Origin of the sequence: Streptomyces sp. TG1A-8, assembly GCF_030499535.1 — a bacterium.
Classification (GTDB): Bacteria; Actinomycetota; Actinomycetes; order Streptomycetales; family Streptomycetaceae; genus Streptomyces.
In genome coordinates, this window is sequence record NZ_JASTLB010000001.1 from 2,463,504 (window position 1) to 2,488,866 (window position 25,363).

General features: G+C 73.2%; 25 protein-coding genes and 2 tRNA genes. 10 read left to right on the plus strand and 17 right to left on the minus strand.

The features are described 5' to 3' along the window. Window positions 1-109: 109 nt before the first annotated feature. The 5 genes from QQY24_RS10310 to QQY24_RS10330 form a co-directional block, all read right to left on the minus strand. Window positions 110-1,114 (minus strand): hypothetical protein, encoded by a 1,005-nt coding sequence (locus QQY24_RS10310; protein WP_301976201.1) that lies wholly within the window; start codon window positions 1,112-1,114, stop codon window positions 110-112. 529 nt (window positions 1,115-1,643) lie between these two features. After that, window positions 1,644-1,946 carry a mycothiol system anti-sigma-R factor gene (gene rsrA / locus QQY24_RS10315; protein WP_301972370.1) on the minus strand — a complete coding sequence of 101 codons (303 nt, stop codon included), beginning with the start codon at window positions 1,944-1,946 and terminating at the stop codon, window positions 1,644-1,646. After that, window positions 1,943-2,650 carry a sigma-70 family RNA polymerase sigma factor gene (locus tag QQY24_RS10320; RefSeq protein WP_301972371.1) on the minus strand — a complete coding sequence of 236 codons (708 nt, stop codon included), beginning with the start codon at window positions 2,648-2,650 and terminating at the stop codon, window positions 1,943-1,945. Before QQY24_RS10320 ends, rsrA begins: the two co-directional genes overlap by 4 nt. A 257-nt stretch (window positions 2,651-2,907) precedes the next feature. Beyond that, window positions 2,908-3,537, minus strand: a complete 630-nt coding sequence (locus tag QQY24_RS10325) for an alpha/beta family hydrolase (RefSeq protein WP_301972372.1) — start codon at window positions 3,535-3,537, stop codon at window positions 2,908-2,910. Between the two features lies 1 nt (window position 3,538). Further along, window positions 3,539-4,354 (minus strand): SOS response-associated peptidase, encoded by an 816-nt coding sequence (locus tag QQY24_RS10330; RefSeq protein WP_301972373.1) that lies wholly within the window; start codon window positions 4,352-4,354, stop codon window positions 3,539-3,541. Between the two features lie 82 nt (window positions 4,355-4,436). Here QQY24_RS10330 and QQY24_RS10335 point away from each other — a divergent pair, with 82 nt between their 5' ends. The 4 genes from QQY24_RS10335 (at window position 4,437) to QQY24_RS10350 (ending at window position 7,938) form a co-directional block, all read left to right on the plus strand. Next, window positions 4,437-5,159 (plus strand): M50 family metallopeptidase, encoded by a 723-nt coding sequence (locus tag QQY24_RS10335; RefSeq protein ID WP_301972374.1) that lies wholly within the window; start codon window positions 4,437-4,439, stop codon window positions 5,157-5,159. A 28-nt stretch (window positions 5,160-5,187) separates the two neighbouring features. After that, a complete protein-coding gene (aroA, locus tag QQY24_RS10340) occupies window positions 5,188-6,504 on the plus strand; it encodes a 3-phosphoshikimate 1-carboxyvinyltransferase (RefSeq protein ID WP_301972375.1) in 1,317 nt (438 codons plus the stop codon). 16 nt (window positions 6,505-6,520) lie between these two features. After that, window positions 6,521-7,531, plus strand: coding sequence for a ribosome small subunit-dependent GTPase A (rsgA, locus tag QQY24_RS10345; protein ID WP_301972376.1), 1,011 nt, complete (start codon window positions 6,521-6,523; stop codon window positions 7,529-7,531). 83 nt (window positions 7,532-7,614) lie between these two features. Then, the gene (locus QQY24_RS10350; protein ID WP_301972377.1) at window positions 7,615-7,938 is read left to right on the plus strand and encodes a multidrug efflux SMR transporter; all 324 of its coding nucleotides are present in this window, start codon (window positions 7,615-7,617) and stop codon (window positions 7,936-7,938) included. 108 nt (window positions 7,939-8,046) lie between these two features. Here the strand turns inward: QQY24_RS10350 and QQY24_RS10355 are convergent, their stop codons facing one another. Then, window positions 8,047-8,739, minus strand: coding sequence for a TetR/AcrR family transcriptional regulator (locus tag QQY24_RS10355; RefSeq protein ID WP_301972378.1), 693 nt, complete (start codon window positions 8,737-8,739; stop codon window positions 8,047-8,049). Between the two features lie 207 nt (window positions 8,740-8,946). Between QQY24_RS10355 and hisN the strand changes: the two genes are divergently transcribed. After that, window positions 8,947-9,747 carry a histidinol-phosphatase gene (gene hisN, locus QQY24_RS10360; RefSeq protein ID WP_301972379.1) on the plus strand — a complete coding sequence of 267 codons (801 nt, stop codon included), beginning with the start codon at window positions 8,947-8,949 and terminating at the stop codon, window positions 9,745-9,747. A 175-nt stretch (window positions 9,748-9,922) separates the two neighbouring features. Continuing rightward, window positions 9,923-10,318 (plus strand): cyclic nucleotide-binding/CBS domain-containing protein, encoded by a 396-nt coding sequence (locus QQY24_RS10365; RefSeq protein ID WP_301972380.1) that lies wholly within the window; start codon window positions 9,923-9,925, stop codon window positions 10,316-10,318. Between the two features lie 55 nt (window positions 10,319-10,373). Here the strand turns inward: QQY24_RS10365 and QQY24_RS10370 are convergent, their stop codons facing one another. Continuing rightward, a complete protein-coding gene (locus tag QQY24_RS10370; RefSeq protein WP_301972381.1) occupies window positions 10,374-11,828 on the minus strand; it encodes a catalase in 1,455 nt (484 codons plus the stop codon). A gap of 142 nt (window positions 11,829-11,970) precedes the next feature. On the opposite strand from QQY24_RS10370, the gene QQY24_RS10375 reads away from it, so the two are divergent. Beyond that, a complete protein-coding gene (locus QQY24_RS10375) occupies window positions 11,971-12,387 on the plus strand; it encodes a Fur family transcriptional regulator (RefSeq protein WP_301972382.1) in 417 nt (138 codons plus the stop codon). A gap of 154 nt (window positions 12,388-12,541) precedes the next feature. Here QQY24_RS10375 and QQY24_RS10380 read toward each other — a convergent pair. From QQY24_RS10380 to QQY24_RS10395, 4 genes are all read right to left on the minus strand, one after another. Continuing rightward, window positions 12,542-12,615, minus strand: a tRNA-Met gene (locus QQY24_RS10380). Window positions 12,616-12,713: 98 nt separating this feature from the next. Further along, the gene (locus QQY24_RS10385) at window positions 12,714-14,519 is read right to left on the minus strand and encodes a sel1 repeat family protein (protein ID WP_301972383.1); all 1,806 of its coding nucleotides are present in this window, start codon (window positions 14,517-14,519) and stop codon (window positions 12,714-12,716) included. Between the two features lie 209 nt (window positions 14,520-14,728). Further along, window positions 14,729-14,802: transfer RNA gene (locus tag QQY24_RS10390), tRNA-Met, on the minus strand. 41 nt (window positions 14,803-14,843) lie between these two features. After that, window positions 14,844-17,738 carry a UPF0182 family protein gene (locus tag QQY24_RS10395; protein ID WP_301976202.1) on the minus strand — a complete coding sequence of 965 codons (2,895 nt, stop codon included), beginning with the start codon at window positions 17,736-17,738 and terminating at the stop codon, window positions 14,844-14,846. A 164-nt stretch (window positions 17,739-17,902) separates the two neighbouring features. Here QQY24_RS10395 and QQY24_RS10400 point away from each other — a divergent pair, with 164 nt between their 5' ends. Then, entirely contained in the window at window positions 17,903-18,445 is a 543-nt protein-coding gene (locus tag QQY24_RS10400; protein WP_301972384.1) for a PPA1309 family protein, read from the plus strand. Between the two features lie 68 nt (window positions 18,446-18,513). On the opposite strand, the gene QQY24_RS10405 is transcribed toward QQY24_RS10400, so the two are convergent. From QQY24_RS10405 to QQY24_RS10420, 4 genes are all read right to left on the minus strand, one after another. After that, the gene (locus QQY24_RS10405; RefSeq protein ID WP_301972385.1) at window positions 18,514-19,623 is read right to left on the minus strand and encodes a PDZ domain-containing protein; all 1,110 of its coding nucleotides are present in this window, start codon (window positions 19,621-19,623) and stop codon (window positions 18,514-18,516) included. A gap of 50 nt (window positions 19,624-19,673) precedes the next feature. Next, window positions 19,674-19,847, minus strand: coding sequence for a hypothetical protein (locus QQY24_RS10410; RefSeq protein WP_301972386.1), 174 nt, complete (start codon window positions 19,845-19,847; stop codon window positions 19,674-19,676). A 180-nt stretch (window positions 19,848-20,027) separates the two neighbouring features. After that, complete coding sequence (locus QQY24_RS10415; protein WP_301972387.1) at window positions 20,028-20,486, minus strand: molybdenum cofactor biosynthesis protein MoaE; 459 nt, start codon at window positions 20,484-20,486, stop codon at window positions 20,028-20,030. 116 nt (window positions 20,487-20,602) lie between these two features. Further along, a complete protein-coding gene (locus QQY24_RS10420; protein WP_301972388.1) occupies window positions 20,603-21,715 on the minus strand; it encodes an SDR family oxidoreductase in 1,113 nt (370 codons plus the stop codon). 191 nt (window positions 21,716-21,906) lie between these two features. Between QQY24_RS10420 and QQY24_RS10425 the strand changes: the two genes are divergently transcribed. After that, complete coding sequence (locus QQY24_RS10425; RefSeq protein WP_301972389.1) at window positions 21,907-23,337, plus strand: zinc-dependent metalloprotease; 1,431 nt, start codon at window positions 21,907-21,909, stop codon at window positions 23,335-23,337. Continuing rightward, a complete protein-coding gene (locus tag QQY24_RS10430) occupies window positions 23,334-23,855 on the plus strand; it encodes an NUDIX hydrolase (RefSeq protein WP_301972390.1) in 522 nt (173 codons plus the stop codon). Before QQY24_RS10425 ends, QQY24_RS10430 begins: the two co-directional genes overlap by 4 nt. Before the next feature lie 45 nt (window positions 23,856-23,900). Here the strand turns inward: QQY24_RS10430 and QQY24_RS10435 are convergent, their stop codons facing one another. Both QQY24_RS10435 and QQY24_RS10440 read right to left on the minus strand, forming a co-directional pair. Next, window positions 23,901-24,656 carry an AIM24 family protein gene (locus tag QQY24_RS10435; RefSeq protein WP_301972391.1) on the minus strand — a complete coding sequence of 252 codons (756 nt, stop codon included), beginning with the start codon at window positions 24,654-24,656 and terminating at the stop codon, window positions 23,901-23,903. An 18-nt stretch (window positions 24,657-24,674) separates the two neighbouring features. After that, the gene (locus QQY24_RS10440; RefSeq protein WP_301972392.1) at window positions 24,675-25,355 is read right to left on the minus strand and encodes an AIM24 family protein; all 681 of its coding nucleotides are present in this window, start codon (window positions 25,353-25,355) and stop codon (window positions 24,675-24,677) included. Between the last annotated feature and the right edge of the window lie 8 nt (window positions 25,356-25,363).

A 25,363-nucleotide genomic window follows, 5' to 3' on the forward strand; every position in this document is an offset into this window, starting at 1 on the left:
TCCTCAGAACCGGGTGATGATGCTGCTACAGCCTACGGGTGCCGCGGCCCCGAGGGGGCGCGGGGAACCGCACGACCGGCCGCGCGGGAGCCACGGCGGCGAGCGGGCCTCAGCAGACCTCCTCCAGGTCCCGCCAGTCCCGGGAGTCCGGACTGTCCGCGACCCACCCGTCCAGCAGCTCCCGGACCAGCGAGGCCGGCGCCGCCACCCCGCACTCCCGCTCCGGCACCCACAGCTGCCCGTCCGTGCGGTGGCCCAGCGGCCCGGGGTGTCCCGGCTCGCTGTGGTCGTGCGGGTCCAGGTGCACGCCGTCGCCCTCGTCGGACGGCATGCGCGACTCGGAGCACATCCGGCACAGCAGCCGCACGGAAGAGGACCAGTCCTCCGCGGCGAACCCCGCGTCGGAGGCGAGCTGTTCCAGGGCGTCCCGGTCGGCCTCGGTGGCCGCCTCCAGCAGCACCACCCAGGTGGGCACGGGTGAGGGGGCCCATAGCTCGATCTCGTCGAAGACCGGGAAGGCGTGCCCGTCGGACGTCGTGCGCTCACCGTGCGGGACCCCGTCGTGCAGCACGACCTCGCCCCAGCGCCGCCCGGACGAGGGCAGCGGGATGGACAGCACCTCGATCCGCGCCGGGTCCAGCCGGCGGCCCCACACGACCTCGGCCTCCCCCTCCGGGGACAGCCGTACGGCCGCGCTGCCCAGCTCCATGCCGAGCGGCTCGCCGGAGGCGGCGCCCGTCCCGGCCCGGGGCCGGCAGGCGCCGCCGGGCACCCTCAGCCCGTAGGCCTGCCAGGCGCGGCGGGCCAGCGGCCAGTCCTGCAGGGCGGTGGCGGCGATGCCGACGTTCCACCAGTCGGGGGCGCCGGTCCCCCGGTCGAGGAGGGCCACGGCGCGCAGTCCGGCGGCGCGGGCCTGCTCCCAGTCGTGCCGGAACTTGTGCAGCAGGGCGAGGTTGAACCAGGACTCCGCCAGCCAGGGTTCCAGGTCGGCGGCGCGGGTCAGCAGTTCGCCCGCGTCCTCGTACCGGCCGTCGCCGATGAGCGTGAACGCGCGGTCCGTGGCCTGCCGCCAGGAGGCGGAGGGCCGGTGCCGTCCCTTGCCGAAGATCCTCACGATTCCCGCCTGCCAGTTCCAGTTCCGCACAGTGGGCTGGCCTGTGCCCCCGGACACCCTCTCCCTGGCATCCAACCACGTACGCCAGGACGGGCGCTCATTACCCATGGGTTACCCCGTCGGGGCGGGGTCAGACAGTCCCGTGGCGGACACCCGGGCCGGCGCCTCCACGATCCCGGGAGCGCAGTCCACGCCGGTGGCCGGGCGCAGTTCCTCCAGCGCGCGCGGCGGGCGCCGGGCCCGGTGTCCCGCGCCTTCTCCTCACGGGCGTTCCCGGGCCGCACGGCGGCTCGCCGGCCGTGACGACCGGGCGCCGGCCCCTGCCGCGGCGCAGGGTCCGGACGAACGCGGCGACCGCGGAGGGGGGCGGGGGAAGGGAGAGGGGGGGCCGAAGCGGGTGCCCGCGCGGCGCTGCGGCTCCGCGGGCGCCGCCCGGGCCCGTCGGTCCGGGTCGGCAGCCCTGGACGGCTGCCGGGGGCCGGGGCCCGTGACCGGCGGGCCGGCACGGCCGGGTGACCGTCGGAGGGGGTCAGCTCTCCCGCGTGGTGACGGTCACGTCGTGCTCGGGCACGGTGTGCCCGGAGCGGATCAGCTCGATCCGCCCCATCACCTTGGCCCGCAGGTCGGCGGGCACGTCGTCATGGCCACAGCACCGCTTGACCAGCTTCTTCACGGCCTGCTCCAGGCCGTACTTCTCCAGGCACGGCGAGCATTCCTCGAAGTGGTGCTGGAACTTGTCGCGGTCGACGTCCGGCATCTCGCTGTCGAGGAACTCGTACAGGTGGTCCAGGACCTCACTGCAGTCCGTCTCGTGCGGCTCTCCGCAGCTCATGAGCCCGAGCCTTTCGCTTCGTTCGCCTCTCCGGCGCCGGCGGGGACCAGTCCGCGCTCGCGGGCGTAGTCCTCCAGCATGCCGCGCAGCTGACGGCGGCCCCGGTGCAGCCGGGACATCACCGTACCGATGGGTGTCCCCATGATGTCCGCGATCTCCTTGTAGGCAAAGCCCTCCACGTCCGCGAGGTAGACGGCGATGCGGAACTCCTCGGGGATCGTCTGGAGCGCCGTCTTCACGTCCGAGTCGGGCAGGTGGTCGAGCGCCTGCGACTCCGCGGAGCGCAGACCGGTCGACATGTGCGACTCGGCACGGGCGAGCTGCCAGTCCTCGATCTCCTCGGCCGCGCTGCGCTGGGGTTCGCGCTGCTTCTTGCGGTACGAGTTGATGAAGGTGTTGGTGAGGATCCGGTACAGCCACGCCTTGAGGTTGGTGCCCTCGCGGAACTGGTGGAAGGACGCGTACGCCTTGGCGTACGTCTCCTGCACCAGGTCCTCGGCGTCGGCCGGGTTGCGCGTCATGCGCAGCGCGGCCGAGTACATCTGGTCGAGGAATTCGAGCGCGTCCCGCTCGAAGCGCGCGCTGCGCTCCGCGCTCGACTCGGCGGACGCCCGCGTGTCCGCCTCCGCTCCCGCGCCCTGGCCCTCGGGCAGCTCCGCCTGGCCGTCGTCGGTCCCTGCGTCGGTCCCAGTGACCGGACCCACCTCCTCAAATTTCCGGGCGGGACCGAGACCGGTCCCACTCGTTTCGGAGGATAGAACACGACCCGTGCCAGCCGCCGCTCGAACCGGAGCCGTCTTGGCCGCGTGCAGCACCGTCCAGTCCAGGTCGGCACGGCTGCTGCGGCTCGGGCATGTGGTCGGACCCATGCGGCGGACTTCCTCTCCTGCGACGTCGGTGCCGTTGCTCCCAGCACCTCTGCCCCGCACAACAGCGCCCCGCCGCGCAACATTCCCGGCCGTCACCGGAGTGAGGCGGTCCACTCCACGACGGCCGCGGTGATGATCCCCAGCGCCCGCTCCGGCGTGGTCCCCGCGCGCTTGGGCACGGCGAACCCGTGGTCGCCGTGCTCGACCTCGACCAGGTCGAAGTCCCCTTCGGGGAACTCGCCGGGCTTGCCGAAGGGGTCGTTGCCGCCCTGGACGACCAGCGTCGGCACCCCGGCCCCGAGCAGTTCGTCCGCCCGGGACCGCTCGGGCCTGCCCGGCGGGTGCAGCGGGAAGCCGAGCGCGAGCACGGCGTGCGCGCCCAGTTCGGCGGCGGTCCGGCAGGCGACCCGTGCCCCGGCGCTGCGGCCGCCGGAGACCACCGGCAGCCCCGGCGCGGTGAGCGCGGGCCACAGGCCGCGCCAGCCGGCGTCCAGGGTCTTCGGCGCCGGCGCGACCTTCCTGCCGGCGACGCGCCAGGGCTGTTCCACCAGGGCCACGGAGACCCCGTGCGCGGGCAGCTCGCGGGCGAGCGCCTGGAGGTCCGGGGCCTCGATGCCGCCGCCGGCGCCGTGGCCGACGGCCAGCACCAGCCGCGCCGGCCGCGCCGGGTACCAGGTGATGCGGGCGGTGCCCGCCGCGGTCGCGATGGTGTGTTGCGTCACGTCAGAAGAGTGTGCCCTCTTCCGGTGCCGCCAGTTCCCCCAGCAGCTCCGGACCGTTGTTGCGGACGTTGCTGACGGCCGTGGAGACCGGGTAGGCGCGCATCAGGCCGGGCGGGGGCGGGGCGAGCAGTTCCCGCAGGCCGTCCGGGTCCGTGCGGGCCGGGTCCAGCCAGGCGTCCCAGCGGTCCGGGGTGAGCATGAGCGGCATCCGGGGGTGGATCGCGGCCAGCGACTGCGGGCCCTCGGCGGGGGCGGCGGCCAGCGGGGTGGTCTCCGCCTCGGTGGTGATGACCGAGCAGGTGACCCACCAGGCCCGGGCGTGGCCGTCGGGCAGCGTGCGGTCGCGCCAGAACTCGTACAGGCCGGCCATCGCGAACACCGAGCCGTCGGCGGGGAGCACGAAGTAGGGCTGTTTGCGGGGCCGCTTCCTCCTGCCCTGCACCTCCAGCTCCCGCTCCTGCCCGCCGGTGACCCACTCGTAGTAGCCGTCGGCGGGCAGGATGCAGCGGCGGGCGGCGAAGGCGCGCCGGTAGGCCGGCTTCTCGTGCACGGTCTCCGCGCGGGCGTTGATCATGCGGGCGCCGCCCTCGGGCGTCCTGGCCCAGGACGGCACCAGGCCCCACGTGAGCCTGCGCAGCTGCCGGAGCGGACCGGACCCGCCGGCGTCCTTCGGCGGACGCTCCAGGACCGCGTGGACCTGCTTGGTCGGGGCCACGTTGTAGTCCGGTTCCAGCGTCTCCTCGGGCTCCCACGTGTCGATCTCAAAGACTTCTGCGAGATCCTCGGGCCCACGACTGGATGCAAACCGTCCGCACATGCGTGCCACACTGCCAGGCCCAGCCGCCGCCCGGCCACCGCCCGGCCACCGCCGACCCGACCAGAGGGAGCCACTCGGACACATGGACAGCCTCGCCGCCACCGCGCTGCCCGGCCTCTGGGACCGGCTCACCGGCACCCAGCCCGATCCCGGCCTGTGGGTGGTGCTCGCCACCCTCGCCGCCGCGCTCGCCGTCGTCGTCCCGCACGCCGTGTGGCGCGTGGCCCGCAACGCCGTCACGATCGCGCACGAGGGCGGTCACGGCCTGGTGGCCCTGCTCACCGGCCGGCGGCTCACCGGCATACGCCTGCACTCCGACACCAGCGGTCTCACACTCAGCCGCGGCAGGCCCCACGGCCTGGGCATGATCCTGACCGCGGCCGCCGGGTACACGGCGCCCTCGCTGCTGGGGCTCGGCGGTGCCGCGCTGCTGGCCACGGGGCGCATCACACTGCTGCTGTGGGCGGCGACCGCGCTGCTGCTCGCGATGCTGGTGATGATCCGCAACGCCTACGGGGTGCTGACCGTCGTCCTGGCGGGCGGGGCCTTCCTGCTGGTGTCGTGGCTGGCGGGGGCGCAGGTGCAGGCGGCGTTCGCGTACGCGGTGGTGTGGTTCCTGCTGTTCGGCGGGGTGCGTCCGCCGTTCGAGTTGCAGGCCAAGCGGGCGCGGGGCGGCACGGGCGACTCGGACGCGGACCAGTTGTCGCGCCTGACGCACGTACCGGCGGGCCTGTGGCTGTTCCTGTTCCACACGGTGTCGCTGTGCTCGCTGATCGGCGGAGGCCGCTGGCTGCTGGAAGGTTGACGCCGGCCCCTCCTTATAGAGTTGTCCCATGGCCCCGAACACCGCACACCCCGATCCCTGGCCCGCCCCGCACGCCGTCGCAGCCGTCGACGCGACGGTCCACGTCCCGGGGTCCAAGTCGGTCACCAACCGCGCCCTCGTGCTCGCCGCCCTCGCCTCCGAGCCGGGCTGGCTGCGCCGCCCGCTGCGCTCCCGCGACACCCTGCTGATGGCGGGCGCGCTGCGCGCGATGGGCGTCGAGATCGAGGAGGGCGTGGGCCCGGACGGCTCCGGCGAGGCCTGGCGGGTGCTGCCCACGGACCTGCGCGGTCCGGCCACCGTGGACGTCGGCAACGCCGGTACGGTGATGCGCTTCCTGCCGCCGGTGGCCGCCCTGGCCGACGGCCCGGTCCGGTTCGACGGCGACCCGCGGGCGTACGAGCGTCCGCTGCACGGGGTGATCGACGCGCTGCGGGCGCTCGGGGCCCGGATCGACGACGACGGCCGGGGCGCGCTGCCGCTGACCGTGCACGGCGGCGGGGCGCTGGACGGCGGCCCGGTGTCCGTCGACGCCTCCTCGTCCTCCCAGTTCGTCTCGGCACTGCTGCTGTCGGGTCCGCGGTTCAACCAGGGTGTCGAGGTCCGGCACACCGGTGACACCCTTCCCTCCCTGCCGCACATCCGGATGACCGTGGACATGCTGCGCGCGGTCGGCGCCCAGGTGGACACCCCGGAGTCGGGCGGCGAGCCGAACGTGTGGCGGGTGACGCCGGGCGCGCTGCTCGGCCGGGACCTGACGGTCGAGCCGGACCTGTCGAACGCGCAGCCGTTCCTGGCGGCGGCCCTGGTCACCGGCGGCAAGGTGCTGATCCCGGACTGGCCGGAGCGGACCACCCAGCCGGGTGACCGGCTGCGGGAGATCTTCACCGAGATGGGGGGCTCCTGCGAACTCACCGACCGGGGGCTCGTGTTCACCGGTTCCGGTGCCGTGCACGGCATCGACGTCGACCTCGGCGACGTCGGCGAGCTGACCCCGGGCATCGCCGCGGTCGCCGCGCTCGCCGACTCCCCCTCGACCCTGCGGGGCGTGGCCCACCTGCGGCTGCACGAGACGGACCGGCTGGCCGCGCTCACCAAGGAGATCAACGAACTGGGCGGTGACGTCACCGAGACGGCCGACGGCCTGCACATCCGTCCACGCCCGCTGCACGGCGGGGTCTTCCACACCTACGAGGACCACCGCATGGCGACCGCCGGCGCGGTCGTCGGACTGGCGGTGGAGGGCGTGCGGATCGAGAACGTGGCGACGACGGCGAAGACGCTGCCCGACTTCCCCGACCTGTGGACCGGGATGCTGGGGAACTGACGGGCGGGACCGGGACATGCGCCGCTACGGCAAGCACACCGACGAGGACGACATCCGCAGCCGCCCGAACCGCAAGGGCAACCGGCCGCGCACGCACATCCGCCCCAAGCACGAGGACGCCGCCGAGGGCATGGTCCTCACCGTCGACCGGGGCCGGCTGACCTGCCTGGTCGGGGACCGCACGGTGATGGCGATGAAGGCCCGCGAGCTGGGCCGCAAGGCGGCCGTGGTGGGCGACCGGGTGGCCCTGGTCGGCGACCTGTCCGGCGCGAAGGACACCCTCGCGCGGATCGTCAGGATCGGGGAGCGCTCCTCGGTGCTGCGGCGCACGGCCGACGACGACGATCCGTACGAGCGGGTGGTGGTCGCCAACGCCGACCAGCTGGCGATCGTCACCGCCCTGGCCGACCCCGAACCCCGCCCGCGCCTGATCGACCGCTGCCTGGTCGCGGCCTTCGACGGCGGTCTGGAGCCGCTGCTCGTCATGACCAAGTCGGACCTGGCCCCGCCCGACGAACTGCTGGAGCTGTACGGCGCCCTGGACATCCCCCACGTCGTCACCAGCCGCGAGGAGCTGGAGACCGGTGGCGCGGCCCACCGGGTGCGCGCGCACCTGCGCGGCAGGGTCACCGCGTTCGTGGGCCACTCGGGCGTCGGCAAGACGACCCTGGTCAACGCGCTCGTCCCGCAGGACCGGCGGCGCATCACGGGCCATGTGAACGCGGTGACGGGCCGGGGCCGGCACACCACGACGTCCGCGCTCGCGCTGCCGCTCGGGGACGGGGAGGGCTGGGTCGTCGACACCCCGGGCGTGCGCTCCTTCGGACTGGCGCACATCGATCCCTCGCGGGTGATCCACGCCTTCCCGGACCTGGAACCGGGTACGCGGGGCTGCCCGCGCGCGTGCAGCCACGACGAGCCGGAGTGCGCGCTGGACGCGTGGGTGGCCGAGGGGCACGCCGATGCCGCGCGGCTGTACTCGCTGCGCCGGCTGCTGTCCACGCGGGAGCGCACGGACGGCGACTGATCACCGCGTGTTTGACCGGGTGCAGGTGAGGCAAGTGCATAATCGCACCGAGCCGGGGATCCGGACCTACGGGAGGACAGCACATGGCGTGGCTGCTGGTCATAGTGGCCGGGATGTTGGAGACCGGCTTCGCCGTGTGCCTGAAGCTCTCGCACGGGTTCACCCGTCTGTGGCCGACGATCGCCTTCGCGTCCTTCGCGCTGGGCAGCTTCGGTCTGCTGACCCTCTCGCTGAGGAAGCTCGACGTCGGCCCCGCCTACGCGGTGTGGACCGGGATCGGTGCCGCGGGCACCGCGATCTACGGGATGGTCTTCCTCGGTGACCTGGTGTCGACGCTGAAGATCGTCTCGATCAGCTTCGTGATCATCGGCGTGATCGGACTGCAGCTGTCGGGGTCGGCGCACTAGGTGTGCTGTCCCGCGTCCCGCGCCGCCGGCGTGGCCGGGGCGGGCCGCCCGGCCCCTGTCGCCACGCTCCCGCCCCGCCGGCGGACGGCCGGAGTGCGGCGACAGGGGCTAACGCACCGCTCGCTGCCGCTGGAGCACCGCCCGGACCAGCACCGCCACCCCGCCCTCTCCCGCCGGCGGCGCCGTCACGCAGGACAGGGCGAGGCGGACGACGAGTTCGCAGGAGCGGGCCAGTTCGGTGGTGTCGAAGGGCGCGGCGCCGGGCCCGGTCAGCGCCTTCACCGCCCGGTCCCGCACGGTCCGCACGAAGTCCCCGGGCGACGGCGGGGCCCCGTCCACCCGGCGCTGCGCGGGCACGGTCGGGAAGGACGGCGCCGAGAAGACCGCCGGCTGGGGCAGGCGTTCGTTCCAGCAGCCGGTGAGCAGGGCCCGGACCAGCGCGTTGTCCCGGGCGGCCGAGGCGGTCCACTCGGCGGTGGCGGTGAGCCGGTCCTGCGCGTCGGCGGCGGTGGGCCGCCCCCGGGCCGGAGCGGCGGCGGGCCGGTCCCAGGCACCGGTGGCGGGCCGTCCGCGGGGTTCGGCGGGGCCGGCGAGGGCCCGGTCGACGCCGGCGAGGTACCCGTCGGCCTCCCGCCGCACCAGGGCCCGGGCGAGGCCGCCCTTGCTCCCGAACTCGTTGTAGAGCGTCTGGCGGGAGACCCCGGCCGCCGCGGCGACGTCGACCATGCGCACCGCGGACCACGGCCGGTGCACGAGCGCCGTGTAAGCGGCGTCCAGTAGGGATTCCCGGGCTGGGGGCATCCTCGCCTCCCTGGAACAAGTGGTACTGGGCTCAGAGTTGACGCGTCCGCACGCACTGTCAAGGGTTCCCGGAGGGGCGTGCGGGGGCGCCTCCCGGCGTCCGCCACCGGCCCGGATGAGCGCGTCCGCGCCTGGCACCGGGCGCGCGCCCCTGCCTTCCGGACCCCGTGTGGCCCCCCGGCGGTCCCGGCGGATACGGTTCGTCACATGCCGGACTACCTCGACGACCTGCGCCTGGCCCACGAGCTCGCGGACGCGGCCGACGCCGCCACCACGGCCCGCTTCAACGCCCTCAACCTGAAGGTGGAGACGAAGCCGGACATGACGCCGGTGAGCGAGGCGGACAGGGCGGCGGAGGAGGCGGTCCGGGAACGGCTCCAGCGCGCCCGCCCCGGGGACGCGGTCCTCGGCGAGGAGTACGGCGTGGAGGGCACCGGCCCGCGCCGCTGGGTCGTGGACCCGATCGACGGCACCAAGAACTACGTGCGCGGCGTCCCGGTCTGGGCCACCCTCGTCGCCCTGACGGAGGAGGGCGAGGGGGGTCACCGGCCGGTCGTCGGGGTCGTCTCCGCCCCCGCGCTGGGCCGCCGCTGGTGGGCCGCCGAGGGGCACGGCGCCTTCACCGGCCGCAGCCCGGCCTCCGCGTCCCGGATCCGCGTCTCGCGCGTCGGCGACCTGGCGGACGCCTCCTTCGCGTACTCCTCGCTCTCCGGCTGGGAGGAGCGGGGCCGGCTGGACGGCTTCCTGGACCTGACCCGCGCGGTGTGGCGCACGCGCGCGTACGGTGACTTCTGGCCGTACATGATGGTCGCCGAGGGGTCGGTCGACTTCTGCGCCGAGCCCGAGCTGTCGCTGTGGGACATGGCCGCCAACGCGATCATCGTGACCGAGGCCGGCGGCACCTTCACCGGCCTCGACGGCCGCCCGGGCCCGCACGGCGGTGACGCCGCCGCGTCCAACGGCCTGCTGCACGACGCGCTGCTGGGGTATCTCGGCCGGCGCCCCTGAAGAGCCGACGGCCCTCCCGTGCGCCCTCGGCCGGCCGCGCACGCCCCCTTGTTGACCCCCTCTTCACCTGCCACCCTGAGGGCATCCCCCTCGCGAACGTGTGCGGTGCCGCACGGGCGCCTCCGGCGCCGGGCCCGCACGCTTCGAGGGATCCCGCAGGAGGTGGTCACATCCCATGCTCGTCCGTGACGCCATGAGCACGGTGGTCCTCACCGTCGGCCCCGCCCACACCCTCCGCCAGGCTGCCGCCCTGATGTCCGCCCGCCGCGTCGGCGCGGCCATCGTCCACGACCCGGACGCCGGCGGCGTCGGCATCCTCACCGAGCGCGACATCCTCACCTCCGTCGGTCTCGGCCAGGACCCGGACACGGAGCGGATCCACGCCCACACCACCGGCGACGTCGTCTTCGCCGCTCCGACCTGGTCCCTGCAGGAGGCGGCCCGCGCCATGGTGCACGGCGGCTTCCGGCACCTGGTCGTGCTCGACCGGGGCGAGCCGGCCGGCATCGTCTCGGTCCGCGACATCATCCGCTGCTGGGTACCGGACCGCGAGCCCGCACCGGTGCCCTGAGTGGCCGGACGGGCCGGACCCCGGCGGGGTCCGGCCCGTCCGGCCACTCCGCGGCTCAGCCGCGCAGCGCCCGCACCGCCGCCTCCAGCCGCTTGCCGAAGTCGGCGTCCGCGTTGCGGAAGTTGCCGATCGCGCGCTCGGCGATGTCCTCGCGCGAGACCTGGGAGATCGAGCCCGCCAGGTTGGCGACCAGGCGCTCCTTCTCGTCCTCGCTCATCAGCCGGTAGAGGTTGCCCGCCTGGACGAAGTCGTCGTCCTCGGCGTGCGCCGGGGTCGGGTGGCTGCCGGTGCCCGCCGTGAAGCCGTCGAACGGCTGCCACAGCGGCCGGCCCGTCTGCTGCGGGCCGCCGAAGCTGTTCGGCTCGTAGTTCCTCTCGCCGCCGTGCCGGCCGTCGTAGAGGAAGCCGTCACGGGAGTGCGTGTTCGCCTCGGTGGCGTGCGGGCGGTTCACCGGCAGGTGGTCGGCGTTGACGCCGACGCGGTAGCGGTGCGCGTCGCCGTACGCGAACAGGCGGCCCTGGAGCATCTTGTCCGGGGACGGGCCGATGCCGGGCACGAAGTGCGCGGGGCTGAAGATCGACTGTTCGACCTCGGCGAAGACGTTCCGCGGGTTGCGGTTCAGCTCCAGCTTGCCGATCTCCATGACCGGGTAGTCCGCGTGCGGCCAGACCTTGGTCAGGTCGAACGGGTTGAAGCGGTAGGCCGCCGCGTCCGCCGCCGGCATGACCTGCACGCCCACGGTCCAGCTCGGGAACTCGCCGCGCTCGATCGCCTCGCGCAGATCGCGCTGGTGGGAGTCGGGGTCCTTGCCCGCGAGGACGTCGGCCTCCTCGGCGGTGAGGTTCCTGATCCCCTGGTCGGTCTTGAAGTGGTACTTGACCCAGAAGACCTCGCCGGCCTCGTTGTTCCACTGGTAGGTGTGCGAACCGAAGCCGTCCATGTGACGGTACGACGCCGGGATGCCGCGGTCGCCGAACAGCCAGGTCACCTGGTGGGTGCTCTCCGGGCTCAGGCTCCAGAAGTCCCAGACGTTGTCCGCCTCCTGGCTGCCCGTGTAGGGGTCGCGCTTCTGGGTGTGGATGAAGTCGGGGAACTTGATGGCGTCCCGGATGAAGAACACCGGGGTGTTGTTGCCGACGAGGTCGTAGTTGCCCTCCTCGGTGTAGAACTTCAGCGCGAAACCGCGCGGGTCGCGGACGGCGTCCGCCGCGCCCAGGTTGCCGGCCACGGTCGAGAAGCGCAGGAAGACCTCGGTTTGCTTGCCGGCCCGGGAGAGGAAGGCGGCGCGCGTGTACCCGGTGAGGTCGGCGGTCACCGTGAAGGTGCCGTAGGCGCCGGCGCCGCGGGCGTGCACCACGCGCTCCGGGATGCGCTCACGGTTGAAACGGGCCAGCTTCTCCAGGAGGAGCTGGTCCTGCACGAGCACCGGGCCGCCGACGCCCGCGGTCTCGCTGTTCTGGTTGTCGGCCACCGGGGCGCCGGCCTCGGTGGTGAGCGGTCCCTGCGTCACGTGCGCCTCCTGCGTCATGCTGCCGTCTTGTCCCTCGATCAAAGCCGATGCCGATCCTACAATGGACTTTGTCTAAGTCAAACAGCATTCCAAAATCACATCGGTTCGCAATCTGGTCCCCCTGGCTGCTAGGCTGGTGGCCATGAGCGACCTTCTGGATCGGCTGCGTGGACGCGGATGGCGGATGACCGCGCAGCGGCGCGTCGTGGCCGAGGTCCTAGACGGCGAGCACGTGCACCTGACGGCCGACGAGGTCCATGCACGGGCCGTCGCGAAGCTGCCCGAGATCTCCCGGGCGACCGTCTACAACACCCTGGGCGAACTGGTGTCGCTCGGTGAGGTGCTGGAGGTGAGCACGGACCGGCGCGCCAAGCGGTACGACCCGAACGCGCACCGGCCGCACCACCACCTGGTCTGCGCCCGGTGCGGCGCGATCCGCGACGTGCACCCCTCCGGCAACCCGATCTCCGACCTCCCGGACACGGAGCGCTTCGGCTTCACGGTCTCGGACGTCGAGGTGACGTACCGGGGACTGTGCCCGGACTGCGCGGCCGCCTAGGGCGCGGACGCCGCGGGGCACGCGGCGCCGAAGACCAGGAAGAGGGGGCCCCGGGCCCCCTCTTCTCGTTCCCCGCGCCGCGTGCCCGCACGGGGTACCTCTGCACGCACCGAGGGCCGGAATCCGTCTCTGGATTCCGGCCCTCGGCCTTCAGTAGCGGGGACAGGATTTGAACCTGCGACCTCTGGGTTATGAGCCCAGCGAGCTACCGAGCTGCTCCACCCCGCGTCGGTGAGTACGACACTACGTGAGGGGGGCGCCGGGAAGCAAATCGCTCGGCGCGCGGGGCCGGGGAGCCGTGTCCCGCGTCCGGTGCCCGCGCGGCCTCACGCCGAGAGTTCCTCGCGCAGCGCGTCCCGCAGCCGCCCCGCCCGCTCGGCCACCTCCGCCGGCCCCAGCGCCACCGCCCGGTCGGCCCACCGCTGCCCCTCCGCCAGTTCCCCGCGACGTGCGTAGACGAGGGCCAGCCGCAGCGCCGCCCGGCCGTGCCCGGCGTCGGCGGCCCGAGTCCACCACACCGCCGCCTCCGGCTCGCTGCCCTCGCGGGCCAGCAGCAGCCCCAGGTTGAACGCCCCGTTCCGCGAGCCGGCCTCCGCCGCCGCCCGGTACCACCGCGCCGCCTCGACCACGTCCCCCCGGGCCGCCGCGAGCATGCCGACCCGCACCTGGGCCCGCCGGTGCCCCTGGGCGGCCGCCCGCTCGTACCACTCCTCGCACTCGGTCTTCTCGTGCGCGCTCTCGCCCAGCTCGTGCGCGGGCTCCGGCGGCCGGCGCGCGTCGAGCACGGTCGCCAGCCGGTACGCGGCCTCGGCGCTGCCCCCGCCGGCCGCGCACCGCAGGTACCGCTCGGCCTCCTGCTCCTCGCCCTCGCGCAGCCGGGCGATGCCCACCTGCAGTGCGGCCTCGGTGTGCCCGGCCGCGGCCGCCCGCCCGTACCAGCGCAGCGCGGCCTCGTCCTCGCCCCGGCCGGCGTGCAGGATGCCGAGGTTGAACGCGGCGTCCACGCTCCCGGCCTCGGCCGCCTTGGCGAACCAGGGCTCGGCGCCGGTCGTGTCGCCGCCCTGGAGCAGCAGGATGGCCAGCGCGTTCGCCGCCTCCCGGTGGCCGGCGTACGCGGCGTGCCGGTACCACTGCTCGGCCTGCGCGGTCCGGCCCTGCTCGGCGCAGAGCAGGGCCAGGTTGTACGCGCCGTTGTCGTCCCCGGCGGTCAGCGCCGCCCGGTACCAGCGCTCGGCGGTCTGCGTCTCCCCGCGCTCGGCGTGCAGCGCGCCCAGCGCGTTGGCCGCGTTGCCGTCCCCGTCCTGCGCGGCTCTGAGCCACCACACGGCCGCGCTCTCGGTGTCCCCGGCGTCGCGCAGCAGGAATCCGAGCGCACAGGCGGCCCGCGGCTCCCCGTCCTTGGCGGAGGTCAGGTACCAGCGCCCGGCCTCCCTGAGGTCGCCGCGCTTCTCCAGGATCGCGCCGAGTTGCAGGGCGGCCTGCCGGTGGCCGCGCGCGGCGGCCTGCCGGTACCACTGCTCGGCCTCGCCGGCGGCACCGCCAAACCCGCGGTCGCCCTCCCGGGCGGCGGCCCTGCGGTCGAGCGTGCGGGCGAGCCGGTAGGCGGCCTCGCGGTGCCCGCGTTCGGCGGCGGCCCGCATCCAGTGCTCGGCGCCCGCGTCCCCGCGGTGCTCCAGCAGGTCGGCGAGCGCGTAGGCGCCCAGCACGTGGCCCTGCTCGGCGGACTGGCGCAGCCAGTACTCGGCGGCGGGCTCGTCCCCGCGCTCGCGGTGGTGGCGGCCGAGCGCGTGGGCGGCGGCGGCCGAGCCGGCGACGGCGGCGATGCGCCACCAGCCGGCGGCCTCCTCGGCGTAGCCGCGCTGGTGCAGCAGGACGCCCAGGTTGTTGGCGGCGGCCCGGTCGCCGGCGGCGGTGGCGGCGCGCAGGTGGGGTTCGGCTCCGTCGAGGTCGCCGCGGCGCAGCAGCACGGCCCCGAGGACGCTCGCCGCCTCGGCGTCGCCGGCCTCCGCCGCGAGCCGCAGGCGCACCTCCTCCGCGGCCTCCCCCGCCTCGTCGCGGGCGGGGTCCTCACCGGACGGCTGCACAAATCGCCCTGTCGCGCACAGAGTTGCCTTGTCCCCCATAACGTCCATCGTCGCACCACCTGCAACCTGGGTACACCCGGAATACCGCAGCCCGTGAGGTCACTTCAGCGTTTTGTCGACATGCCCACAGAGAGACAAGTCAAACACAATCGGCCCAACTCCCCACGGCGGCGCGGCCGTTTCCCTCCCCCCTGTGCAAGAGTTCGCACATCACGAAGGCCCGGACTCCTGTGCGGAATCCGGGCCTTCGAGTGCAGTAGCGGGGACAGGATTTGAACCTGCGACCTCTGGGTTATGAGCCCAGCGAGCTACCGAGCTGCTCCACCCCGCGCCGTTGTCCGGCAACCGTACCACGGCGCGGGGCGGTCCTGATTAGCCCCCGTCCCCGCCCCGGTCCCCGCCGCCCGTCCCGCCGGCCTTCGACTGCGCCTGCTCGGCCTGGCGCAGCGCGTCCCGCAAATCCTTCTGGGCCTTGGCGTACGCGTCCCAGTCGGGCCCGTCCTTCAGGGCCTGCTGGCCGGCGTCGAAGGCCTTCTGGGCGTCTTCGAGCGCCTGGCGGACCGTCGGGTCGCCGGTGCCGGGCGGGTTGGTGGTGCCGGTGTCCGGTGGCGGGGTCGAACCCTTGACCCCGAACACCTTGTCGAGGGCTTCGTCCAGGGTGTCCTCGAAGGCGGTCCTGCCCTCGTAGGTGACCAGCACCTTGCGCAGCAGCGGGTACTTCAGCTCGCCGCCGCGGACGTAGACCGGCTCCGCGTACAGCAGGCCGCCGTCCAGCGGCACGGTCAGCAGGTTGCCGTACTCCACCTTCGAGTGGCCCCTGCTGAGCAGGCTGATGGTCTCGGCGATGTCCTGTTCCGAGTTGAACTGGCTCTGCACCTGCTTGGGTCCGTCGACCGTGGTGCTCGTCGGCAGTTTCAGGATCCTGATCCTGCCGTAGTCGTCCGTGCGCGGATCGGAGTCGACCGCCATGAAGGCGCTCAGGTTGTCCCGACCGTTCGGGGTGAACGTCGTCGTCAGCGAGAACGCCTGCGCGTCCTGGTCCGGCATCTTCATGCTCAGGTAGTACGGCGGCACCGCGCTGCGCGAGTCGTTGGTCGGGTCGTCCGGCACCTGCCACACCTCGCTGCCGCTGAGGAACGTCTGCGCGTTCGTCACGTGGTACCGGGTGAGCAGCTCGCGCTGGACCTTGAACAGGTCCTGCGGGTAACGCAGGTGGGCCATCAGGGCGGCGGAGATGTCCGAGCGGGGCTCGACCGTGCCGGGGAAGGCCCTCATCCAGGTCTTCAGCACCGGGTCCTCGGTGTCCCACTGGTAGAGCTTGACCTCGCCGGTGTACGCGTCGACGGTCGCCTTCACCGAGTTGCGGATGTAGTTGACCCGGTTCTGCTGGGCCACCACGGTGCGCGAGGTGTTGGTGGCGGTCAGCGAGTCGGCCGTGGTGTCGCCGAGGGTCGTGCGGGAGGAGTACGGGTAGCCGTTCGAGGTCGTGTACGCGTCCACGATCCACTGGATGCGGTGGTTCACCACCGCCGGGTAGGCGTCGCCGTCGATGGTCAGCCAGGGGGCGACCGCCTCGACGCGGTCCTTGGGCGTGCGGTTGTACAGGATCCGCGAGCTCTTGCCGATCGCTCCGGAGTAGAGGATCTGCGGCTCGTTGAACGCCACCGCGTACGCCGCCCGGTTGAGCGGGCTGCCGAGGTTCACCCCGCTCCCGCCGGTGTAGCTGGTGGTCTTCTCGCCCTCGTCGTCGGAGTAGTCGATCTCCTTCTGCGGACCGCCGACGATCGAGTACGTGGTGGTCTTCTCGCCGTAGTAGACCTGCTGCTGGTACGTGCCGAGGTCGCCCTTGGACGGGAGGTTCCGCTCGGTGAAGACCGGCCGGCCCTCGGCGTCGGCCTCGGTGCCCTTGGCGGCGACCACGCCGTAGCCGTGCGTGTAGCGGAAGTGGTCGTTGATCCAGTTGTTCTTCGGGATGCCGTTCAGGTTCAGTTCGCGCAGCCCGAGGACGGTGTCCTGGTCCTTGCCGTCCGCGGTGCTGTACCGGTCGACGTCGAGGTTGGTCGGGAAGCCGTAGTAGTTCCGGATCTGCTGCAGCTGCTGGAACGTCGGCGAGACGATGTTCGGGTCCATGATGCGCAGGCTGGCCGTGCCGTCGACCCGGTCGCGCAGCTTCGTGCGGTCCGCGGTGCCGGACTTGCCCGCGTACTCGGTGACCTTGGTGTCGTCGATTCCGTAGGCCTCGCGCGTCGCCTTGAGGTTCTTCTGGACGTACGGGGCTTCCTTGGCCTGCTCGTTGGGCTGCACCTGGAACTTCTGCACGATGGCGGGGTACAGCCCGCCGATCAGGACCGCCGACAGGACCATCAGGCCGAAGCCGATGACGGGCAGCTGCCAGGTGCGCCGCCACAGGGTGGCGAAGAACAGCAGCGCGCAGATGACGGCGATGCAGAACAGGATCGTTTTGGCCGGCAGGTAGGCGTTGGCGTCGACGTAGCGCAGGCCGGTCCAGTCGCCGGTCGCCTTGAAGTCGCTGGACTTGACGGCGAGGCCGTACCGGTCGAGCCAGTAGGCGACCGCCTTGAGCGCCACGAAGACGCCGAGGAGAACCGACAGGTGGCCGGTCGCGGCGGCCGTGGCGCGCGCGCCCGGACTGGTGACGCGCAGCCCGCCGTACAGGTAGTGGGTGAGCGCGGCGGCGATCAGGCACAGGATCGCCGCGGCGAAGCCGAAGCCCAGCAGGAACCGGTACCAGGGCAGGTCGAAGGCGTAGAAGGAGATGTCGAGGTGGAACTGCGGGTCCCGCTGGTGGAAGGGCACGCCGTTGACCCACATCAGCCAGGTGCGCCACTGGCTCGACGCCGAGGCGCCCGCGATCAGCCCGACCAGGGCGGTGACGGCGAGCAGCATCCACTTCTTGTACGGCGCGATGCCCATCCGGTAGCGGTCCAGGCTCTGCTGCTCCATGGACATGGCGCTCAGCGGGGGCCGCAGCCGGTGCGCGAGCCAGATGTTCACCCCGACGGCGACCGCCATCAGCAGGCCGAAGACGAAGAAGAGCCCGATCTTGGTCCACAGGGTGGTGGTGAACACGGACGAGTAGTGCACCGACCGGTACCACAGCCAGTCCGTCCAGAAGCCCGCGAACATGGTGAACGCCATGCCGAGGACGGCGAGGACGCCCAGTGTCACGAGCAGGGCCCTGACCCGCCGCGACGGGCGGCCCGCCCTGATCCGTGGCCCCGTCGGGCCTCCGCCGCGGTCCGGCATCTGGAAAGCCAAGGTGCGCACCTCGAAGTTCGCTGTCGATCCGTCAGGCCCTCGTGTTCGCGGGCCCGCCGTGGCCCCCCGTGACCGCGGGCCCACACCTATGCAACTTACTCACGGTTTACTCGGTTCCCGGTTCCGGCCGGGAACGAGGCAGGATTGTGACCATGTCCAACACTCCCATGGCGGCGAGCCCGCTCACCCGGGCCGTACTCGAGATCGACGAGTACGCCTCCGGCCTCGGCTGGGACCAGCCCGCCCGCCTCTTCGCCCTCGTAGACACCGCACGGCTGCGGGCCCGGGAACCCTCGCTCGCCGCCCAGCTGGGCCTCCTGGACGAGCCCGAGACCACCGGTCTCACCCCGATCGAGCAGGACGAGGTGCCCACCGACAGGCCGCTCGACGACTTCCTGGGCACCATCGCCTGGCCCGACGCGGTGACCGGCTGCGCGCTCACCGTGGAGCGCCTGATGCTGCCCCCGTCGGCGGAGGCGCAGGTCCCGCAGGGCCTGGGCGAGGCCGAACTGGCCCAGTGGGTGGCGGACCACCCCGAGCGCCAGGAGGTGCGCATGACGGTCGCGGTGCTGCGCGGCGGCGGCCGGGAGTCGGCGCTGCGCCTGCGCGAGAAGGACTCGCCGACGGAGGTCCTGACGGGCCCCGACCTGGTGCCGGGCCTGGCGGAGGCCCTGGCGGCGACGTTCGAGGACTGATCACCGCCGGCCCGCTGCGCGGCGGGCGCCCCCGCCGGCGGGGGCGCCCCGGCCGTGTCCCGGACCGCTCAGCCCTTGGCGGTGCACTTCGGCAGGTCGGCGGTGTCGCCGCCGCGGATGTCCTTCAGGGCGCCGAGCGCGTCGCCGATCGTCCTGACCTTGACGAGGGTGAGGCCGCCCGGGGCGTCCTTGGCGGCGGCCGCGCAGTTGTCGGCGGGCGTGAGGAAGTACCGCGCGCCCTTGCTGCGCGCGCCGACGGTCTTCATATCGATGCCGCCGATCGGCCCGACCGTGCCGTCGTCCTCGATGGTCCCGGTGCCGGCGACGAACCGGCCGCCGGTGAGGCTGCCGGGGGTGAGCTTGTCGTAGATGCCCAGCGCGAACATCAGGCCGGCGCTGGGACCGCCGACGTCGGCGAGCTTGATGTCGATGGTGAACGGGAAGGTGTGGTCGGTCCCGGCGGAGATCCCGACGATGGCGCGCCGGGCGCCGCTGTCGTCGGAGACCTCGGTCGTGATCGTCACGTCCCGCGTGCGGGGCGCCGTCCCCTTCCCCTTCTCGTTCCCCTTCTCGGCGGCGGCCTGCTCCTTGGCGGGCACGACCGTGAAGACGGCCTTCTGCCCCGGCTCGTGCCGCGTCACCAGCTTCGCGACGTCGGCGGGCTGCTTCACCGCGGTGCCGTCCACGGCCTTGATCACGTCTCCGGCGTGCAGCCTGCCCTCGGCCGGGGACCCCTTGACGACGGTGGAGACGATCACCCAGGACTTCACGGGGATGCCCAGTTCCCTCAGGGCGGCGACCTTGGCGCTCTCCTGGGACTGGCTGAACTCCTCGGCGTTCTCCTGGCTGGACTGCTCCTCCGTCTTGCCGTCCGGGTAGAGGGTGTCGTGCGGCACGATCTTGCTGTCGCGCGCCAGCCAGCCGTAGACGGCCTCCACCAGGTTCATGCGGAAGTCGGCACTGGTGACCCGGACGGTGGTCATGTTCAGGTGCCCGTCCGTCGCGTACGTCCTGTGCCCCGAGATCTGCAGCACCGGCTCGCCCCCGTGCTCCCCGAGCGTGTTCACGGTCGGGCCGGGGGACATCTCCGAGTACGGCACGGGGATGAGCACTCCCGCGCACAGGAGCGCGATCAGCATCAGGGTGGAGGCGAGCATCGTCGCGGTGCGGCGTGGCATGTCACGACAGTACGGGACGCCCCTGTCGGCGCACCGTCAGGGCACCCCCGTCACGCGCCGCCCGCGCCCGTGCGGGACTTCTCCATGGCCTCGCGGAACCTGGCGTACCCGTCGAGCTCCGGACCGTCGGCCCGCGCCCGGCGCGTCCGGTTGGCCCAGCTGCCCCACAGACCGGCGCAGACCGCAGCCACAAGCGGAACCAGCAACCAGACGAGCACTGCCATGCCGGCCTCCCGACCCCTTGAGCGTCCGCAATTGACTGATCAGCAGATTAACCATCCGCACGGACAACGCTCACGCCAGGGGGGCGGTTACGCAACCGGACGATCCGGTTGGCCGAACACGCCCCGACGACGGCCTCCCGCCGCCCGACCGCCGCCCGTCCACCGCCCCCGATGACGGCGCTACGCGCCGACCCATTCCTCCGACCCGTCGGAGAACCGCTGGTGCTTCCAGATGGGCACCTCATGCTTGAGGTCGTCGATGAGCGCGCGGCAGGCCTCGAAGGCCTCGCCCCGGTGGGGACACGCCACGCCGACGACGACGGCGAGATCGCCCACCGCGAGGTCCCCCACCCGGTGCACGGCGGCCAGCGCCCGCACCGGGTACCGGGCGGCCACCTTCTCGGCGATCCGCCGCATCTCGGCCTCGGCGCTGGGATGGCAGGAGTAGCCGAGCGCGTCGACGTCGGCGCCCGAGTCGTGGTTCCGCACGGTCCCCACGAACAGCGCGACGCCGCCGGCGGCGTCGTCCCCGACGGCCCGGAACACCTCGTCCACGGACAGCGCGGTCTCCCGGACGCCGATCAGCTTGATGGGGTCCTGCGCGGCCTGCTCACCGGGGTGATCGTTCATGGGTGCCATTCCCCCATGGTGCCGCACCCCGCGGACGACCCGGTACACGCGGCCCGCCCGTCCCGCGCGGGCGGCGTTCGGGGCCCTTCCCCAGGCCCCCGGCGGGCGCGAGGGTGGCTCCCGCCTCACAGCCGCCGCCGCGCCTTCCTGGCCCGGCGCACGACGGCGGCGGCGCCCAGCAGGGCGACCGTCGCGCCGGCCGCCCCCGCCGCCGTCGCGTCCTTGCGCCCCAGCCGGCGCCCGACGACCGTGTGCCGTCCGGCGACCTCCTCCAGCAGTTCGGCCAGCACCTCCTCGTTGGTCCACCGGGGCCGCCACCCGGCGTCGTGCAGCCGGCTCCCGCTGACCACCCAGGGATACATCGTGTACGCGAGGTCGCCCGCCGGGGACGGGGTGAGCCCGATCCGGTGCAGCCGCGCCGCCGCGCCGAGCGCGACCGCCGACGGCAGCTCCATCCGCCGGATCCCGCTCAGCTCCTCGACCTCCTCCTGCTCCAGCCATCCGTCGCAGCCGACGGCCAGCTCCCCGTCCACCTTCTCCAGGACGGCGTACTCCAGCGCACCGCACAGGTCCTCGACGTGGCAGAACTGCCAGGCGGGCCGCGAGCCGGCCACCACGAGCAGGCGGGGCGACTCGAAGTACCGGGTCAGCGCCGTGTCCGTGCCCCCGACCAGGACCGCCGGCCGCACCACGGTCACGTTCAGCCCCGGATGCGCCCGCGGCGCGCGCCGCCCCAGCCGCTCGACCTCCAGCAGGTCGCCGACCCCGGTGGCCTCGGCCGTCGCCCGCAGCTCGGCGTCCTCCGACAGCGGCAGCTCGTTGTCCGGCAGCGCCCCGTAGACCATCGCGGACGTGCACAGCACCACCCGGTGCACCCCGGCCGCCGCCGCGGCGGTCAGCACGGTCTGCGTGCCCCGCACGTTGTACGCCGTGCGGGCGGCCGCGTCGCTCCCCAGGTCGAGGTCGAGCGCCAGGTGCACCACCACGTCCACGCCGCGCAGCTTGTCCGCGATGGCGGGGTCGCGCACGTCGAGGATGTGCCACCGCGCCGCCGCGCACTCCCCGCGCCGCTCGTCGATGGCGACGACCTGCCTGACCTCCCCGGAGGCGGCGAGCCGCTCGGTGAGCAGGGCGCCGACCCCGGTGGCGGCGCCGGTGACCGCGACGACGGGTCCGCGCACGGCGGAGGGGACGGACGGGTTTCGCGCTGCGCGAACCTGTGGATCTGGGGAACTCACCGGGCGTCTCCAGCGGTTGTCTTCTGTACGGGCGCGAGTGAGGCGTACGTACCAGGTGCATCCATCCTGCCGCAGGCTTTCCGTGGGCGAAGCACCGAGGCCCGATCGGGCCCAGGTGTCTACGCTGGGTGGTGACGTCGGGCAGCCGCGCCGCCGGAGAGAACCGGTGGCCTTACCAGCCGAGGAATCCCGTGAGTGACACCCCATTCGGATTCGGCCTTCCGCCGGAGGAGCCGGAAGACGGCGACGAGGGCAAGAAGAAGGAACGGAGCGGCGGTGGGCAGGGACCGGGCAATCCGTTCGGTTTCGGTGGCCTGCCGGGAGCCGGCGGCTTCGGCGGCCCCGGCGCCGACAATCCGCTCGCAGCCATGTTCGGTTCGCTGAACCCCACCGACCTGGGCGCCGCGTTCCAGCAGCTCGGCCAGATGCTCTCCTACGAGGGCGGCCCGGTGAACTGGGACATGGCCAAGCAGATCGCCCGCCAGACGGTCTCCCAGGGCACCCCGGACGGCGTCAAGGACGCGAGCGTCGGCCCCGCCGAGCGTTCCGCGGTCCAGGAGGCCGTCCGCCTGGCCAACCTGTGGCTGGACGACGCCACGTCCCTGCCGTCGGGCGCCGCCTCCGCGGTGGCCTGGTCCCGCGCGGAGTGGGTCGAGGCGACCCTGCCCGCCTGGCAGGAACTGGTCGACCCGGTCGCCGAGCGGGTCGGCGCGGCCATGGGCGACGTCCTGCCGGAGGAGATGCAGGCCATGGCGGGCCCGCTGATCGGCATGATGCGCTCGATGGGCGGCGCCATGTTCGGCACCCAGATCGGGCAGGCCGTCGGCGTCCTCGCGGGCGAGGTCGTCGGCTCCACCGACATCGGCCTGCCGCTCGGCCCGGCCGGCCGGTCCGCGCTGCTCCCGGCCAACGTGGAGGCCTTCGGCAAGGACCTCGGCGTGCCGCGGGAGGAGGTGCGGCTCTACCTCGCGCTGCGCGAGGCCGCCCACCAGCGCCTCTTCGCGCACGTGCCGTGGCTGCGCTCGCACCTGTTCGGCGCGGTCGACGGCTACGCGCGCGGCATCAAGGTCGACACGGCCAAGCTGGAGGACGTGGTCGGCCAGTTCGACCCGCAGAACCCCGAGCAACTGCAGGACGCGCTGCAGCAGGGCATGTTCCAGCCGGAGGACACGCCCGAGCAGAAGGCGGCCCTGGCCCGTCTGGAGACCGCCCTGGCACTCGTCGAGGGCTGGGTGGACGCGGTGGTCCACGCCGCCGCGAAGCCGCGCCTGTCGTCGGCCGACGCCCTGCGCGAGACCCTGCGCCGCCGCCGTGCCACCGGCGGCCCGGCCGAGCAGACCTTCGCCACGCTGATCGGCCTGGAACTGCGTCCGCGCCGGCTGCGCGACGCCTCCCGCCTGTGGGCCTCGCTCACGGACGCCCGCGGGGTCGACGGCCGGGACGCCCTGTGGCACCACCCGGACATGCTGCCCACGGCCACCGACCTGGACGACCCCGACGGCTTCGTGCACCGCGAGCAGCTGGACTTCTCCGAGCTGGACAAGATGCTCGGCGAGGCCGCGGACCGGCCCGGCCCGCGCAAGGAGGACGACGGCGAGCCCGAGGACGACGGCACCCAGTGAGCCTGTACGACGACGCGGTCCTCGTCCTGAAGGGACACGAGGGCCAGGACGAACTGCGCCAGGCCTACCTGGACCACCTCGGCGCGCATCCGGACGGCATGTGGAAGGCCTGCTCCGCGGGACACCTCACGGCCAGCGCCCTGGTGATCGACCCCGGGCGCGGCCGGGTCCTGCTCACCCTGCACAGGAAGCTGCGCATGTGGCTGCAGATGGGCGGCCACTGCGAGCCGCAGGACGCCTCCCTGGCGGCGGCGGCGCTGCGCGAGGCTACCGAGGAGTCCGGGATCGGCGAACTGGAGCTGCTGCCCGGCGGCCCGGTGCGCCTGGACCGGCATCCGATCCCGCCGCCGTGCCACTTCCACTTCGACGTCCAGTACGCGGCGCTGGCCCCGCGCGACGCCGAGCACGCCATCAGCGACGAGTCGCTGGACGTGCGCTGGTTCGCCTACGACGAGGTGGCGGACGTGGCCGACGCGTCCGTCGTGCGCCTGCTCGACGCCGCGCGGGCCAGGCTCTGAACGGGTGAGGGGTGGCCGCGCTCGCGGCCACCCCTCGCGCCCGGCTCAGCTCCAGACGTTGCCCTGGTTCTGTCCGCGCGCCCCGTGCTGTCCCATGCCGAACTGCGCGGCGAGGCCCTGCCCGATCTGCGCGTGCTGCGGCGGGAGCAGCTCGCTGGGCTGGACGAGCGCGAACCCGGAGCCCATGAAGCTCAGCTCCCAGCCCTCACCGGTGGCGCCGCGGCGCCGCCACACCCCGGAGGAGTGCGTCTGGGCCTGCATCTGCACCCGCAGTCCGGTGGACCAGGCGACGATGGCGTCGGCGTCGCAGTTGACGTACTTGTCCGGCGTGACCTGCACCAGCAGCGGCGCGCCCGACGTCATCAGGGCGACCTTGCCGCGTCCGGTGATGTTGAGCTGGTACTTCCCGGACCCGGAGATGCCGTAGAGGCTGTCGACGGCGATGACCTCGTGGTGCAGCGAGGAGTCCATGGCGAGGACGTAGGCGCTGTCGACGGTCAGCCCGTCCTGCTCGACGTCCATGAGGTGCACGTACTGGGCGAGGTTGGCGAGGAAGACCGTGCCCTGCCCGTGGCAGCGCATCAGGTCCAGGCCCTCGCCGGTGTGCGCCCGGGAGCGGCGCTGGTGGTTGCTGCGGTACTCGGCGTCGAACTCGACGAGCCCCTGGTAGGCGACCATGGTGCCCTTGCGGGCGAGGATGTCGTCGTGGCCCTCCAGGGCGACGCGGAGCATCTGCTTGTTCTGCAGGCTCCAGCGCTCCTGGGTCTGCAGGTCGTTGTGCGCGAAAAGCGGGCTCTGCATGGTGTTCTGGATTCCCCCTCAACCCCGGAACCGGAGGCGGTCGGTGCTGTCCTCGCTGGGCTGGACGACGACGATGCCCTGGCCGGAGAAGGCCATCTGGTAGGCCTCGCCGCTGCCCCGGCCGATCAGCGACTGGGCCCTGAAGCTGCGCTTGCCCTTCACCTTCAGGTTCGGGGACCAGGCCACCAGCGCGTCCGGGTCGACGTACGTCTCGTCCTCGCCGCCGCCGCAGTCGACGACGATCGGCTTGCCCCGGGAGGTCAGCGCGACCCAGCCCTGCCCGGAGATCCGGGTGTTCCACAGGCCCTGCCCGGCGAACTTCGCGAGCCCCTTGACCCGCTCGACACCCCAGGTGAGGTGGGCGTCGAAGGCGAGCAGGTTGGTGGCGTTGACGGAGATGCCGTCGCCGTTGAGGTTGATCACGACGACGTCGGCGCCGTAGTCGGCGAGGTAGAGCAGGCCGTCGCCGGAGCACTTCATCAGCGGGGCGCCCTCGCCGGTGACCCAGTCGCGGGCGATCTGGCGGACGGCCGGCGGGTTGGGCTCGTACTGGATGAAGCCTTCGTAGGCGACCATCGACCCCACCCGCGCGAGGAGGTCGTGGCCGGTCTGCATGGCGACCTTCAGCATGTGGCTGCCGTGGTTCTCCATGCGGGCGCGGACGGGTGCGGGGGCGTGGCCCGCGAGCGGCTGGTTCATGACGGGCT

What these genes read in the sequence shown, in the direction of transcription:
- QQY24_RS10355 (WP_301972378.1), bottom strand. Translation starts at nt 8,739, where the DNA reads ATGCCCCCAGCCCGGGAATCCCTACTGGACGCCGCTTACACGGCGCTC.
- aroA (WP_301972375.1), top strand. Translation starts at nt 5,188, where the DNA reads ATGGCCCCGAACACCGCACACCCCGATCCCTGGCCCGCCCCGCACGCC.
- QQY24_RS10395 (WP_301976202.1), bottom strand. Translation starts at nt 17,738, where the DNA reads ATGCCGGACCGCGGCGGAGGCCCGACGGGGCCACGGATCAGGGCGGGC.
- QQY24_RS10350 (WP_301972377.1), top strand. Translation starts at nt 7,615, where the DNA reads ATGGCGTGGCTGCTGGTCATAGTGGCCGGGATGTTGGAGACCGGCTTC.
- QQY24_RS10385 (WP_301972383.1), bottom strand. Translation starts at nt 14,519, where the DNA reads ATGGACGTTATGGGGGACAAGGCAACTCTGTGCGCGACAGGGCGATTT.
- QQY24_RS10440 (WP_301972392.1), bottom strand. Translation starts at nt 25,355, where the DNA reads ATGAACCAGCCGCTCGCGGGCCACGCCCCCGCACCCGTCCGCGCCCGC.
- QQY24_RS10375 (WP_301972382.1), top strand. Translation starts at nt 11,971, where the DNA reads ATGAGCGACCTTCTGGATCGGCTGCGTGGACGCGGATGGCGGATGACC.
- QQY24_RS10400 (WP_301972384.1), top strand. Translation starts at nt 17,903, where the DNA reads ATGTCCAACACTCCCATGGCGGCGAGCCCGCTCACCCGGGCCGTACTC.
- QQY24_RS10410 (WP_301972386.1), bottom strand. Translation starts at nt 19,847, where the DNA reads ATGGCAGTGCTCGTCTGGTTGCTGGTTCCGCTTGTGGCTGCGGTCTGC.
- QQY24_RS10415 (WP_301972387.1), bottom strand. Translation starts at nt 20,486, where the DNA reads ATGGCACCCATGAACGATCACCCCGGTGAGCAGGCCGCGCAGGACCCC.
- hisN (WP_301972379.1), top strand. Translation starts at nt 8,947, where the DNA reads ATGCCGGACTACCTCGACGACCTGCGCCTGGCCCACGAGCTCGCGGAC.
- QQY24_RS10335 (WP_301972374.1), top strand. Translation starts at nt 4,437, where the DNA reads ATGGACAGCCTCGCCGCCACCGCGCTGCCCGGCCTCTGGGACCGGCTC.
- QQY24_RS10435 (WP_301972391.1), bottom strand. Translation starts at nt 24,656, where the DNA reads ATGCAGAGCCCGCTTTTCGCGCACAACGACCTGCAGACCCAGGAGCGC.
- QQY24_RS10405 (WP_301972385.1), bottom strand. Translation starts at nt 19,623, where the DNA reads ATGCCACGCCGCACCGCGACGATGCTCGCCTCCACCCTGATGCTGATC.
- rsgA (WP_301972376.1), top strand. Translation starts at nt 6,521, where the DNA reads ATGCGCCGCTACGGCAAGCACACCGACGAGGACGACATCCGCAGCCGC.
- QQY24_RS10330 (WP_301972373.1), bottom strand. Translation starts at nt 4,354, where the DNA reads ATGTGCGGACGGTTTGCATCCAGTCGTGGGCCCGAGGATCTCGCAGAA.
- rsrA (WP_301972370.1), bottom strand. Translation starts at nt 1,946, where the DNA reads ATGAGCTGCGGAGAGCCGCACGAGACGGACTGCAGTGAGGTCCTGGAC.
- QQY24_RS10365 (WP_301972380.1), top strand. Translation starts at nt 9,923, where the DNA reads ATGCTCGTCCGTGACGCCATGAGCACGGTGGTCCTCACCGTCGGCCCC.